13 protein-coding genes, 1 pseudogene and 1 other annotated feature are annotated in these 13,984 nt (G+C 39.0%); of the genes and pseudogenes, 6 read left to right on the forward strand and 8 right to left on the reverse strand.

Annotation, left to right across the window (positions count from 1 at the left end; translation table 11 throughout):
• Positions 1-64: 64 nt before the first annotated feature.
• The gene (gene yoaR / locus BSU_18720; RefSeq protein ID NP_389753.1) at positions 65-976 is read right to left on the reverse strand and encodes a putative factor for cell wall maintenance or synthesis; all 912 of its coding nucleotides are present in this window, start codon (positions 974-976) and stop codon (positions 65-67) included.
• 346 nt (positions 977-1,322) lie between these two features.
• On the opposite strand from yoaR, the gene yoaS reads away from it, so the two are divergent.
• From yoaS to yoaT, 3 genes are all read left to right on the forward strand, one after another.
• Positions 1,323-1,805, forward strand: a complete 483-nt coding sequence (gene yoaS, locus BSU_18730) for a putative toxin of a toxin / antitoxin system (RefSeq protein ID NP_389754.1) — start codon at positions 1,323-1,325, stop codon at positions 1,803-1,805.
• A 9-nt stretch (positions 1,806-1,814) separates the two neighbouring features.
• Positions 1,815-2,069 carry a putative antitoxin of a toxin / antitoxin system; putative transcriptional regulator gene (gene yozG / locus BSU_18740; RefSeq protein ID NP_389755.1) on the forward strand — a complete coding sequence of 85 codons (255 nt, stop codon included), beginning with the start codon at positions 1,815-1,817 and terminating at the stop codon, positions 2,067-2,069.
• Positions 2,070-2,174: 105 nt separating this feature from the next.
• A complete protein-coding gene (yoaT, locus tag BSU_18750) occupies positions 2,175-2,969 on the forward strand; it encodes a putative integral inner membrane protein (RefSeq protein NP_389756.1) in 795 nt (264 codons plus the stop codon).
• Positions 2,970-3,092: 123 nt separating this feature from the next.
• Here the strand turns inward: yoaT and yoaU are convergent, their stop codons facing one another.
• Positions 3,093-3,965 (reverse strand): putative transcriptional regulator (LysR family), encoded by an 873-nt coding sequence (gene yoaU, locus BSU_18760; RefSeq protein NP_389757.1) that lies wholly within the window; start codon positions 3,963-3,965, stop codon positions 3,093-3,095.
• 100 nt (positions 3,966-4,065) lie between these two features.
• Between yoaU and yoaV the strand changes: the two genes are divergently transcribed.
• The gene (gene yoaV / locus BSU_18770; protein NP_389758.1) at positions 4,066-4,944 is read left to right on the forward strand and encodes a putative modified amino acid or TCA compound efflux permease; all 879 of its coding nucleotides are present in this window, start codon (positions 4,066-4,068) and stop codon (positions 4,942-4,944) included.
• Positions 4,945-5,116: 172 nt separating this feature from the next.
• Here yoaV and yoaW read toward each other — a convergent pair whose 3' ends face one another.
• Both yoaW and yoaZ read right to left on the reverse strand, forming a co-directional pair.
• A complete protein-coding gene (yoaW, locus tag BSU_18780; protein ID NP_389759.1) occupies positions 5,117-5,548 on the reverse strand; it encodes a biofilm forming exported protein in 432 nt (143 codons plus the stop codon).
• Between the two features lie 263 nt (positions 5,549-5,811).
• Complete coding sequence (gene yoaZ / locus BSU_18790; protein ID NP_389760.1) at positions 5,812-6,444, reverse strand: putative factor of the oxidative stress response; 633 nt, start codon at positions 6,442-6,444, stop codon at positions 5,812-5,814.
• A 225-nt stretch (positions 6,445-6,669) separates the two neighbouring features.
• On the opposite strand from yoaZ, the gene penP reads away from it, so the two are divergent.
• Complete coding sequence (gene penP, locus BSU_18800; RefSeq protein NP_389761.1) at positions 6,670-7,590, forward strand: beta-lactamase precursor (putative hydrolase); 921 nt, start codon at positions 6,670-6,672, stop codon at positions 7,588-7,590.
• Between the two features lie 496 nt (positions 7,591-8,086).
• Here penP and yobA read toward each other — a convergent pair whose 3' ends face one another.
• Complete coding sequence (gene yobA / locus BSU_18810) at positions 8,087-8,449, reverse strand: hypothetical protein (RefSeq protein ID NP_389762.1); 363 nt, start codon at positions 8,447-8,449, stop codon at positions 8,087-8,089.
• A gap of 60 nt (positions 8,450-8,509) precedes the next feature.
• Positions 8,510-8,722: a sequence feature (Evidence 5: Unknown function; Product type h : extrachromosomal origin), on the reverse strand.
• Positions 8,510-8,722, reverse strand: a pseudogene (gene yozU, locus BSU_18819). (Overlaps the previous feature by 213 nt.)
• A gap of 103 nt (positions 8,723-8,825) precedes the next feature.
• On the opposite strand from yozU, the gene yobB reads away from it, so the two are divergent.
• Positions 8,826-9,089, forward strand: a complete 264-nt coding sequence (gene yobB, locus BSU_18820; protein NP_389763.1) for a putative transcriptional regulator from bacteriophage; putative defective prophage 6 — start codon at positions 8,826-8,828, stop codon at positions 9,087-9,089.
• A 376-nt stretch (positions 9,090-9,465) separates the two neighbouring features.
• Here the strand turns inward: yobB and yppS are convergent, their stop codons facing one another.
• Together yppS and xynA are read right to left on the reverse strand one after the other, a co-directional pair.
• Positions 9,466-12,066, reverse strand: a complete 2,601-nt coding sequence (gene yppS, locus BSU_18830; RefSeq protein NP_389764.1) for a putative PEP-dependent enzyme — start codon at positions 12,064-12,066, stop codon at positions 9,466-9,468.
• A gap of 669 nt (positions 12,067-12,735) precedes the next feature.
• A complete protein-coding gene (xynA, locus tag BSU_18840; RefSeq protein NP_389765.1) occupies positions 12,736-13,377 on the reverse strand; it encodes a secreted endo-1,4-beta-xylanase in 642 nt (213 codons plus the stop codon).
• Positions 13,378-13,984 lie beyond the last annotated feature (607 nt).

The following is a 13,984-nucleotide window of genomic DNA, read 5'->3' on the forward strand; positions in this document are numbered from 1 at the left end:
TAAAGAATTGATTTTGAGCAATCTACAAGCTCTCTTAACCAAAACCTTACCTGAGGTTTTGTCTTTACTGCTCTGCATTTATTTCTTTCGGTATCCGAGAAGGAGCTTTGGGGATTTTTCTCAATCTGCTGTTAATCACATCAGAAGAGTATAGCGTAATAATCATACTTCCCCCATACCTTTTTGCCCGAATTAAGATTGGTTGGTTATATTGGTTTTGAAAGCGAAAGTCAGGACCTCCCCAGCTTACCGTCGCATCCCGTCCGGGCGGTACATATGGTACACTTCTAGTATGAGAATAGCGCTGAACGATCTGCAGTCCTGCACGATCTACTGCATTAAATAGAGTTGAGGACACCTGACAAATTCCTCCTCCTACACCTTCAGACAACTCCCCTTTTACAATAATGGGTGCACTTTTATATCCTTTGTTCCGAGTTCTCATTCCCACAACTTGGTTAAACGAAAACGTCTCATTAGGGAAAACAACGTGATTGTCGATTGCTTTTGCAGAAAGAGAAATATTGTGTGAACGGCTTTTATTGCTTGAGTTAAAATACGTCACGTACTGACCAAGCTGCTGCGTACTGATGTGAGCTAGCAGCTCGCTGTCAACTTTCGGATAAATGTTCATTTCCGGCACTTCTATCTTGGAGGGACCTTGCCCATAAAAATACGCATAAAACTTTTCCATAAACGCCTGTTGATACAGTTTGTAGCCAACCCTGCCCGGGACGATGCTTCCATGATCGTTAAGGACAGCATTTATCGGCTCACGGTACACTTTCTGATCAAGCTGTTTGATGAATTTACTGTATTTTTCATAGTCAACCATTGGAGTGCCGGGAAGAGGCATTGTAAAGTCTTCACGGTTAACAGTGGCAATCGTCCGTCCTTGCTGTGTGACCGTTAAACTGTCCTGCGGCTCACTCGGCTGAGCCAATAAAAAAAGACCAGTGATCAAAATTTGTATCATAAGTCGGTTTACCTCCCAATCATTAGTATGAACAGCCGCTTATCCTTTGATGTATTTCTTCCCATCGTTTGTTTGAATCTTTAGACGTTGATAAAAACCTTCATAAAAGAGCTTAGCTTTATGTTCACACCGATCCCTGAGCTCACTGAGGCACACGGTTCATTCAGTCGGCAAGTTTGAAGTAGTTCAGCATCTCCCAGTGATGAGGGATGCTTTTTTGTCTTGTCAAAAATGAAAAGGGTCTCCTATAACAACAAAAAATCAATCCATTTCAATATTTTTTTATTGAGAAACGATAAATTTTTTGTTACATTCAATTAGACAACAAATAAATGAGGTGCTTGTTATGAATCGAATGTCGACAATTTTTTTAAAGATAGCTTTGGTTCTTATTGGAATTCCAATTCTTGCTTTATGCATTTTTTTAGTGCCTAAGGTAGCCAACTATTCAGCAGAATTATTTCCAAATATCGCTTATATAAAATATCTCGTTTTCATCTATTTGTATGTAACGGCGATACCTTTTTACTTTGCTCTTTATCAAGCGTTCAAACTTTTAAGCTATATTGACAAAAACAAAGCTTTCTCGGGTTTGTCTGTAAGAGCTTTGAAGAATATAAAATATTGCGCAGTCACTATCAGTATCTTTTACGCAGCAGGCATGCCTGTCTTTTATCTGATGGCCGAGATAGACGACGCCCCGGGTATCATTGTGATCGGATTGGTTATTATTTTTGCTTCAATGGTGATTGCGGTCTTTGCTGCTGTTCTTCAAAAACTGTTAAAAGAAGCGATTGATATAAAATCAGAAAATGACTTAACGGTCTGAGGTGATGACATGGCGATTATTATCAACATTGATGTGATGCTTGCTAAGAGGAAAATGAGCGTAACAGAGCTTTCAGAGAGAGTTGGCATCACCATGGCTAATCTTTCGATATTAAAAAACGGAAAAGCAAAGGCTATTCGATTATCAACTTTAGAAGCGATTTGCAAGGCTTTAGAATGTCAGCCCGGGGATATATTGGAATACCGAAGTGATGAAGACACAGGATTCGTAAAGAAAAAATATGAAGGATCAACAGAAAAATAAAGTGATTGGCGGTGAGCTTATGGACATAAACTTATATCCATCTAGCTGCTATACTAAGCGTCCCTTTCATACACGAAGAACACAACTATGGAGGAGGCATACATCATGAGAGCCATAAAACAAATCGTCCATTTTGGCTGGGAACAAGCCCTTTCATGTTTGTTTCCTGCCGTTATTTTTGCCTCTTTGGCTATTACGCAAATCATCCCACTGCCCTTCTTGCCGCGGTATGACTGGCTGCTCATTATCTGCGTTCTCATGCAATTGTGGATGGTGCGTTCCGGTCTTGAGACACGGGATGAATTAAAAGTGATCACATTATTCCACCTTATTGGGCTTGCTCTGGAACTTTTTAAAGTCCATATGGGCTCCTGGTCTTATCCAGAAGAAGGATACTCCAAAATATTTGGAGTACCTTTGTATAGCGGCTTTATGTACGCAAGTGTAGCCAGTTATTTGTGCCAGGCATGGAGAAGGCTTAAGGTTGAACTGGTTAAGTGGCCGTCTTTTTTTGCAGTTGTTCCGCTTGCCGCAGCGATTTATTTGAATTTTTTCACCCACCATTTTTCTATAGACATTCGATGGTGGTTATCAGGGCTTGTCATCATTGTCTTTTGGCAAACATGGGTTACATACGAGGTGAATGGAGCTCGTTACCGTATGCCGCTCGCACTTTCTTTTATACTCATCGGATTTTTTATATGGATAGCGGAAAATATCGCTACGTTTTTTGGAGCTTGGAAATATCCAAACCAAATCGATACATGGAGTCTCGTACACCTTGGAAAGGTAAGTTCATGGCTCTTGCTAGTGATTGTTAGCTTTCTTATAGTAGCATCATTAAAACAAGTTAAGGAGCAGAGTCCCACAAAGGCAGAGATGGATGAATCTTTTTCTTAGCATACGCATACAAGCTCCCAAATAGAGTGAAAAGCAACGTTCAAATGGTTGCTTTTTTCTTTTATGTAACTCTGCCGGTGAGTATTCATCTTCTTCAAATTTCATCGCAACACGATAACTGATTCAGATTACAACTGCTTTCAACACTTTGACAAACTCATGCGCCGCCGGCGTTATCTCTTCAAATGAATGTGCGATGACGCCAATATCGCGTGTGACCCTAGGAAAGATGTCCTTTTTAATCAATTGATGCGGGACGGATGAAAGTGTAAAGTTTGAAATGATGCCGATACCCAAGTTATTTTTGACCATATTAATCAAGGTTTCGGCATTTTGCACAGTTAAGTTTTCCTTTAATTCGATGTTGTATTGCGAAAATGCGTTTGACATCGCGATTTCATGACCGCCTTTACAAAAAATGAGGTCATCTTGATATGTTTCAAGGTCGACATGCTTTTCAAGTTTTAATTCGTCACGCTGCGGCGGGATGACGGCCACCATATAGTCGTTACACAATAGCTGATTTTCAAACGGTTCAAATGGAGATGCTGCGATCCCGATATCAACCGTCCGATCTTCAACCCATCCTTTTATTTGGTCAGAGGTTCCTTCGATCAATTCTATGCGGATCAGCGGGTAGTTTGATCTGAATGCCGCAATCGCCTGTGGCATGATATTTGTTGAAACTGCAGGAAATGAACCAATTTTCACCTTCCCGTTTAACAGCTTGTTTTCCCGGTTGGCTACTTGATATATTTTGCTTTCAATTCCCTTCATTTGCCTCGCCAGCAGCAATATTTCTTTTCCGATGTCAGTCAGCATTAAACCATGATGTTTATCCCTGATCAATAATTTGAGCTGCAGTGAGCTCTCCAGGTTTTTTATCGCTTTACTTACCGCCGGCTGAGAGATGAACAATTCTTTTGCCGCTTCTGTAATATTTAATTTCTCCCCAACTTTTACAAATATGTGAAGATGGTTCATGTTCATAACCATTTGGTTATACCCCCAATAATAAAAATGTATTTCAGTTATACATAAATGTAACATATGATAGAAACCAGCACGATATTTTAACAAGAAAGGCGGCTTCATTATGGTAAAAGTTATGCTGGGAATCATATCTGTCACACTTATTTGGGGTTATACTTGGGTTGCGATGAAAGTAGGAATTCATGACATCCCCCCGCTTTTATTTTCGGGTTTGCGCCTGTTCATCGGAGCAGTTCCTTTATTTCTCATTCTCTTCATCCAAAGAAAAAAGCTTTCAATTCAAAAAGAACATCTCAAAAGCTATATCATCATGAGCCTGTTGATGGGGCTGGGCTATATGGGGATTTTGACGTATGGAATGCAGTTTGTCGATTCAGGGAAAACCTCTGTTTTGGTATATACAATGCCTATATTTGTTACGGTGATCAGCCATTTTTCATTAAACGAGAAAATGAATGTGTATAAAACGATGGGACTGGTCTGCGGCCTCTTCGGACTGTTATTTATATTTGGAAAGGAAATGCTCAATATCGATCAAAGCGCTTTATTTGGGGAGCTGTGCGTACTTGTGGCAGCGCTTAGCTGGGGAATCGCGAATGTGTTCAGCAAGCTACAATTCAAGCATATCGATATTATTCACATGAATGCCTGGCACCTTATGATGGGAGCCGTCATGTTATTGGTGTTTTCCTTTATATTTGAGGCGGTCCCTTCAGCCGAGTGGACATATCAGGCGGTGTGGTCATTGCTGTTTAATGGCTTGCTTTCCACCGGCTTTACCTTTGTCGTATGGTTTTGGGTGCTCAATCAAATCCAAGCGTCAAAAGCATCCATGGCATTAATGTTTGTTCCCGTATTGGCCCTATTCTTTGGATGGCTGCAATTGCACGAACAGATCACCATCAATATTATCCTCGGCGCACTGCTGATATGCTGCGGGATTTTTATGAATACATTTACATTTTCACGACGGAAAGTGTGAATGATATACATTTCCCCTGTCATTTGGGCTTCATGTGACAGGAGAAGACTATTACGAGAAAGTCTTCTAGAATCCTGACGACAGCCTATTAAACAATGAAAAAAGCTAATGTCTGCATGTAGACATTAGCTTGGCTGGCGTTTAGGCTGGTGAGAATCCAGATACTTTTTTATTACCATTCTGGCTGATCAAACTGAAAACCGTATAGACCTTTTACTTTAACATCTCCGCAATCTGGATCTTTTGTCAAAATCAAATAATGAGTCTTATAAGGCATCGTCTCAACTCGATCAGTTGCACTAAAATCAAAATGATCCCCCGAGAAGTTTTTTTCACTAACGGTTATTTCATATCCTGACAAAGTCATTCGCATGATTCTTGCGTTAATTGTACATCCTTCAGTATCGAAAATGGTGAATCTGTACCCAAAGTGAGATGTCCAATGGTTTGAATTTAGGTCATCAGACTTCATAAACCATTTTTCATTCTCTGTCATTGTAAAACTCACTTTCTCCTCATCTTTCACGATAACGGCCGAAGCTTCCCCTACATGGATAGTCAAAGCCAAAAGAAATGTAAAAGCTAACATCAACATCTTTTTCAAAAGAGTTCCTCCCGATATCTTTTACTTCAATATATTGGAAGGGTCTTTTCTGATCAAGACAGTCTTCTCCAAATGAATCTTTAGCACCATGAAATGAGCCTTAATAAGAACAGTTTTAACCCAAATCAACCTCTATTCGAAATAAGGCTTACCAATCTATATTCTTTTTAAAAGTTTCTGCATTTCTTTATTTAGCTCCTAGACACATATAAAAAATGCTCCTATAAGTTCAGGAGCACTACAAAAAACTGCTAAAGTGTTTTCTATCGATTTATTGTATTCATTAGCTCAAAGAAATATTCAGGCTTTTGAGTCTTATTTAGCTTATACCATGAACGCAATGTATCTGGTGCAAATACATCTAATTTTTTCAATACTTCTACCGCAAATTCCAGAGGAGCAATTCCTGATGCAGTAACCAAATTTTCATCAGATACTGCAGGCCCCTTTTCATAGAATGTTTCTCCTTTGTAATTAGGGCAGACCATATTCATATAGTCGAGGTCATTGCTTGTGTGCTTTCTCGAATTTAAGTATCCTTCATTCGCGAGGCCCAAGGTTGCCCCACAAATTGCAGCAATAGTCGTGCCGAGCTTTAAAGCGTCGCCAACTTTTTTCAAGATCGGCTGATGAATATCTTCTCCCCAAGTGTTTCCTCCGGGTAAAATGATAAGATCTTGACTCCCAAGAGTACATTCGTCAAGAGAAATATCTGGTTTTATGCTTAATCCTCCCAACGTAGTTATCATTTCTTTATTAACCCCTACTGTAACTACTTTTAAAGATGCTGCATCTTGTTTAAAGTATCTCCCTGAGTTTAGTTCCGCAATTAAATATCCATATTCCCAGTCTGACATTGTGTGAAATACGTAGAGATAAACTTTTCTCGTTTGCATCCAATAACACTCCAATCACAATTGATAAAGCTTTCTAATAGATGACTTTGCTGACAGTCATTGTCAGCTTTTTTGTTGATTCTATTCTTATGCCCTTGTTCTCCCAACTTATAAAAATATAAGATCAATTGATTCTATGTTTACTAGCGCAAAGGGGTTTGTTACACTAACTGTCATGGGAAACATTTCAAAGGTAATACAAAATCATTTGAATGAGGAGGCCTGATGAAGTTGAAAACTAAAGCGTCAATAAAATTCGGAATATGTGTTGGGCTTTTATGTTTAAGCATTACTGGTTTCACACCTTTTTTCAACTCAACACATGCCGAAGCAAAATCCATAGAAGACACAAACATGGCAAGCTGTATAACGAATAAAAAATTTGTTCAACTTGAGAAAAAATTTGATGCCAGGCTTGGTGTTTATGCAATTGATATAGGTTCAAACAAGACAATCGCCTATCGGCCGAATGAACGATTTGCTTACGCATCAACCTATAAAGTTCTAGCCGCAGCTGCTGTCCTGAAGAAAAACTCAATTGAAAAACTTAATGAAGTCATCCACTACAGCAAGGACGATCTTGTTACATATTCTCCAATCACAGAGAAACACCTAGATACAGGCATGAGCCTAAAAGAAATCTCGGAAGCGGCTATCCGTTACAGCGATAATACCGCTGGGAACATCTTGTTGCAACAGCTTGGCGGCCCTAAAGGTTTTGAAAAGTCACTGAAACAGATTGGGGATCATGTAACGAAAGCTAAACGATTCGAGACGGATCTAAACTCTGCGATTCCTGGTGATATTCGTGACACCAGCACCGCAAAAGCACTGGCAACCGATCTTAAAGCCTTCACTTTAGATAACACTCTCACGACTGACAAACGCATGATCTTAACCGATTGGATGCGAGGCAATGCTACTGGTGACGAACTGATTCGGGCAGGCGCTCCAATAGGATGGGAAGTCGGCGATAAATCCGGAGCCGGAAGTTACGGGACACGAAACGACATTGCTATCGTTTGGCCGCCAAACAGAGCTCCTATTGTTGTGGCAATTCTGTCAAACCGCTTTACGAAAGATGCTAATTATGATAATGCTCTTATCGCTGAGGCTGCAAAAGTCGTCCTTAACGATCTCAAATAATATGTTTAGCCTTTTGCCACAAAGGAAAAGACATTACTTTTTTAACTTCTACCGTTCATTTTTTGATGAACGGTTCTTTCATAAGACCTCTAGAATCATATATTTAAACACCACAAAATTAAACATTATTATAATTAACAGCAAGTTTTCATTTTATGGAACAAGTAAAGTTTGAATCTGACAAGAATTAAGACTAAGCACCCTAAAATCCGTTTTCTTTTCTTCCAAGAATATACTCCTTAGTGCAAGCCATTATAAAGATACAAGTGAACATACAATGCAGACAACTCTCTTAAGTCTCTTATTCTGTGACCAATTTGTAATACTCATGAATATCCGGACTCACTTCCAATATTTCGTCTCGTTCGAAGACACTAACATATCAAACCACTTGAATTAACATAACTGAACTTGATATTGGTCACTGGCAGTTTCAATGCAATAGAACAACATTTGTTGTCTCAGAGGTTATCTATATGAGAATTCAACAATTTTTTTATAATAATTCATATTTTTGTATCGTTGCACTTGGTGGATTTGACTCTTTTCGTGTATGGAACCACACTTTTATTTTTTCACCTCTTTTGAGATCATCTGTGTTATCAATCTCACTTAATCCTACAATTACTATGTTATTTTTAAACTTGTTCATAAGTTGTCCTTCAGAAAGATTGTAATCTTCTTTTCCTGGAGCTTTTGTATCGGTAATGAGAATTGCCCTTTCATTGTCTTTAAGCACGACATAGCCTACTAGGCTCTGCATCTTTGTTTCGTCTCCGTTTTGTTCATTTTTATTGCAGCCTGCAAGGAAAATAATGAGCATAATGAGCACTATCAAGCTTACTCCGATTTTAGGCATCTTTCTTCCTCCTCTTTAAACTCATCTTTAAAATAAACAACAGGATATCACCCAACCCATCTACTTCTTTTTGCAATTCATAACAGCAGCATACTCATTCTCCAATTCCTCAACCTTCTTTTTATTCTTTCTCAAATATTTGCATGTGGTAGCCCTCGATATTATCCGCTTACTCATTTTTGCGCTTTCAAATATATTATTGAAGGCCGCTTCTTTCTGGATTCCAGCATAAATATACTTATCCTTACTGTCGTTTACTATCGCAACTTCCATTAAAATCGAGATTTTTACTTTTTTTATGATCCATTATTCACTTCCAAAATAACTTCCAATTACAACATAATATATGTATAAATTGTAAATGGAGTTGATGTAATTGAAGATTAGGAAAATCTTATTGAGTTCTGCTTTATCCTTTGGCATGCTAATATCCGCGGTTCCCGCATTGGCTGCTGGCACTTCGTCTGAGGTTGCAGTAAAAAATGAAGAATATGATTATGACACTATATACCGCATTAGTCCTCTGCCAATGGACTTCCAGCCAACAATAGAATACAACGGTTATACTTATACGCTTACACGTCATTATTTTGATTACTCAATCGGGTTTTACACGGCTATTTATACAAAAGTTGTTTAAACTTATAAAGGAGCTTTTTAGCTCCTTTTTCTCTTGTTTTAAGCAAGGTATTTCTTTCTATGTGGTCCCCTATCAAATACAACATCAACATTCTCCAGTTCTCTTTGACACGAACAAAATCTAAAGTTTGGTTTTAAATGCTGGTAATAAAAAATTCACTTTAAAGAAGTGCCGCCCGCAAAATACGGCTTTTGTACACTACGCCAATTTTATATTGAAAAGCCAGACCTCCTCAAAGAGGTTCCAGCTTTTCTTAATGTGCTATCGATCTTCGTTAGTTCAACGGGAACTTTATCATTCGGTACAAATGCAGCCTCCCAACTTCTAGTTAGGGCTGATGGCGGAATATCTGACGGTTCTCTACACACATCAGACATTAGAAGATTTCAATGTAGCCTTCTGTACCATGAACGCGAATTCGTTGCCCATCTTTTATCAGCTTGGCAGCATTTTCAACGCCAACAACTGCAGGTAAGCCATATTCACGGGCTATAACAGCTCCATGGGTCATCAGCCCCCCAACTTCGGTGACTAGGCCTTTTATGGATACAAACAATGGTGTCCAGCTTGGATCGGTAAAGGAGGTAACTAATATATCTCCATCTTCTAAATCCGCATCTTCCATGTTTAAAATGACACGCGCTCGCCCCTCTATAACTCCGGAGGAAACAGGTAGACCTACAATCGCTCCGGCTGGGAGATTTTCTCGTTTATACTCACCTGTAACGATTTCACCATCAGACGTGATAACACGTGGTGGAGATAGTTTTTCATATAATGTGTACTCGTCTTTTCGTGTACTGATGATTTGATAATCCAGTTTATGTGTGCGCACGACTTCGTGAAGTTCTTCAAAAGTGAGATAGTATATATCTTCTTTTTCATGAATAACGCCCGCTTCTATGAGTTGTTCGGCTTCTTTCAGTAAAGCCTGCTTATAAACGAAGTATCGATTAACCATGCCGTATTTTGGATATTCCCTAAACCCGCTGAAATTCCGGATGATATCTATCGCTCGTTTTGTTTCTTTGGCTTTTTGTTCACCATCCGGTAATTGCTTCAATCGATCTAATAACTCTTGTTCTTTCTTCAAAGCTTCCTGTCGCCCTTGCTCAAATTTCCGATGGCCGACATTAGGCTCAAAATTTTTAATATTATTAAGAATCATTGGGACAAGTGTAGTTGGTTTTTCGCTCCATCGAGTTCTTGTGATATCAATCTCTCCGGTACATCGCATTCCGTATTTGCTGAGATAATCATAGATCGCGTCTCGGGTTTTGCTTCCGCCATCAAACTTAGCCAGTTCATCCAAAAAGTTATCATCTTTTACATGTTGTAAGTAATCAATTACCTCTGGATAAGGACGAATCACATCTGCGACGTCTAATAGCGCAAGACCCATTTCTGAAGTAATATTATGGGGTACAGATTGAGAAAGCGTATCTGCTGCGTTTTTTTCACCTAACCACTCGTTCATTTTTTCGTTAATCCATAATGAAGCATTCATAGCAGTTCGAATTAGAACCGAACTTTTTGGGTTAAATAAAATCTTCTTTAATTCCTGAATATCTTCCAGAATAAAACGAAATAAATCTGATCCTGATTTCGTTTGGATGTTTTGTTTTAACTCTTCTATCGATGTTTGACTGCTCTCAATCAAATCAGACACGATTGTCGGATCGTTTTCAACTTGAGCCGGCATATCTGCATTGCCTCTGCTGGGATTTGGTGCTGTTTTATCATTTGGTATCGACTTTATGAAATCTCGTCGCTTTATTATGGTCATAAGTGCGTCTTTTAAGAGCTGATCGTGCTGCCCCATGCCTTTTAAGAAAACTTCTCTGCTGTCAGGGGATGCCAGATGATGTGTGACATCAACAAATAGCCTTCCACCGGCTTTACGCATGGGTGCAACAGTCGTCAACAGAAAAAAAGACAATCCCAGTGGTTTTATGGGATCCGTCATCATTTGTTGATGACCAACAGAAATATAGACGTGATTTTCTTGGTCACTCGCTTCAGGGATGGGGAATAAAGTAGTGATTGGACGACTCTGTACAATATAAAAAGTATCGCGGGCCAAACACCATTCGATATCTTGCGGCTGGCCGAAATGAGCTTCGATCTGTCTTCCAATGCGTGCCAGCTGTAAAATTTGTTCATCAGTCAGTGTTTGAGCCTTTTGCTGATCAGAATCGATCTGCTGTGTTTCTGTTCCGCCTTCTTTTCGTCCGTAGATAGCCATTTTTTTAGTTGCTATTCTCTTATCGATGATTTGCCCATCCTGTACTTTAAAACAATCGGCAGATACCAAGCCAGAAACCAGTGCTTCACCAAGTCCAAAACCGGCATCGATGGATAACACCTTTCGGTTGGAGGTAATCGGATCAGCGGTAAATAAAATCCCCGAAGCCTGAGGGAAAACCATCCTTTGAACGATAACGGATAAATAGACTTGGCTGTGGTCAAATCCATTTTGCATACGGTAAATAACCGCGCGATCCGTAAATAGGGACGCCCAGCATTTACTGATATGCTGCAAGATTGCATCGACGCCGGTAATATTTAAATAGGTGTCTTGTTGACCGGCAAAAGAAGCATGTGGTAAATCCTCAGCAGTCGCACTAGAACGCACGGCATAGGCATGTTCCTCGCCAAACTGGGAGAGATATTGAGCCACTGCTTTCACAACATCGGAAGGAATGTCTACTTCCATAATGATTTGCCGAATCTTCCGGCTGATGTTACCAATCTGATCTCGGTCCTCAACTTTTAGCATGGTCAATTGATCCAACAACACTTGTAACGTTTCGTTTTGTTCGATGGCTTTTTGATATCCTACTGTTGTGACACAAAATCCTTCTGGTACTTGTATACCTTGAATTTTTGATAATTCCCCTAAATGTAACCCTTTTCCTCCAACGAGCGAAAGCTGTGTTTTTTCAATTTCATGTAAACCGAGAACCAAAGAACTCATTCTACATCTCCCCTTCAAAAAAAAATATTGACAAGAGCTTCCTAGCAGGATATAATAAAATTATAAGATGGATATCTATAACTTTTTAACTAGAAAGCGCACGTAGTGTGATTATATCACCGTGTCTGTTTTTGTGCAATATAAAAAGAACCTGGGAAATTTCACCAGGTTCTTTTCTTAATTTCCATAGCTAGTCGCATTAAAAAACTTGGTTTGAGCTGATTCAATCCTCTAAGGAAATCCTAAAGTTGGGTTCTTTTTGAACTTACTTGCTTTGTTCGTAGAGTCCCCATTCATAAATTGGACTTTTTGTTCTTAACAGTCCCACCTTTAACTAGTATAAAGTTATGAGGATCTGGTTAACTACTAGATATTTTTATTTTGAATAAGGCTTATGTTTGATAAAGAAGGGTTATGTAAAGGTGTCTGTTGTGAGCAAGCGCTGACTACAAAAAATTGATAGCATTCTCATTTAAATACCATTCTATTAACCTATAGGGAAAGTTTTAAAACCAGATGGAGAATACCCTACCTCCAGCAATTCCAAGGCCGTTCACCTAGTAGAAAACAACCTTTAACCATTACTAACGATTTTAATAATCATTGATTATAAAACTTCTCAAGGAACGATCAGCAGCCCGTTAGCTACCCCTGATTAAGGATGATCTGTTACCACACTGTTACGTTAGAACTTCCACTACTTTGATATCCTTCTGTCGCCATGACTTGGTAAGCCCAATTACTGCCCAGATTCATTCCATGGCTCTTCCATGCGTTCACATGATTGCTGAAAGTGATTGTAGCGTTGCTTCCGGTTGGTCTCTTCGACTGGCGAACACTCCAGTACTGCGTAAAAGTAGTGCGATCGCCATCAATGGAAGGTGCGTTATAACGTGTAGTTGTATATATGTCATATGTACCCCCATCACTTTTTACAGTACCTTTATACGTTCCAGTAGGTCTATAAGTACCCCATGAATCCACTACATAATATTCTATGAGAGGTGATCTCGTCCAACCATATAAAGTTAAATATCCATTGCCATTCGGCGCCCAAACTCCGGCATTATAGTTTATCGTCCTAAATGGCGAACCTGTAGTCCAACCTTTACCAACAACAAAATTTCCGGTATTAGACCAATTAACACTGTAATTCCCGCCAGACCCATTGACAGCGTTTACTATACCGCCCCCATCAGTCCAATTTTGCCAGTAGTCTGTGCTAGCTGCAGAGGCGGTTGCCGAAAACAAGCTAATACTCATTAAAGCTGCCGATAATCCAACTAAGAAATTCTTTTTAAACTTAAACATATGTTACCTCCTATAATATTTTTTCCGACTTTGAGGTAGCACTCGTATACATTTAAAACATTCTTAATTACTAACGCCAAAGCTTTTGATCGTCCCCTTCAGTATAATACCACGAATTCATGAGCAAATATTAAAAGTATTTGTAATTCAATTACAAATACCTAGAAACACATTATAAGTGGTCTTCTTCCACCATATCCTGATCCTTTTTTCGCAGGATCACAATTCTTGTTTCTAATTCAGATGGAGTAATATCTGCAATGAATTCCCATTGAACCATTTCAAATAAAGGAGATATACATTAGAGATTGTGAAATTATTGTAGCTGCCGCTTGTCTAATGAAGGGAAGCAAATTTATGAAGAATATGAAGAACTGAAGAAGAAAACAATTAAGGTTATACTAAGAAAGAACTGCTCAATTAAAATTATTGACCAAATTTGAGGATGATAGCTTAGATCAGTTTTACAAAGAAGTTGCAAGATTTTTATTTGAAAGGGCTCTGAAAAAGAAAAAAAAGAATTGACAATCAGGGTAACTGTGGGATGTAACCGAGCCTCCAATTCAAAATAAATATCTTTAACTTTCTTTTTTTATTTAAAGAGGGA

The organism is Bacillus subtilis subsp. subtilis str. 168 (assembly GCF_000009045.1).
In the GTDB taxonomy this organism is placed as follows: domain Bacteria; phylum Bacillota; class Bacilli; order Bacillales; family Bacillaceae; genus Bacillus; species Bacillus subtilis.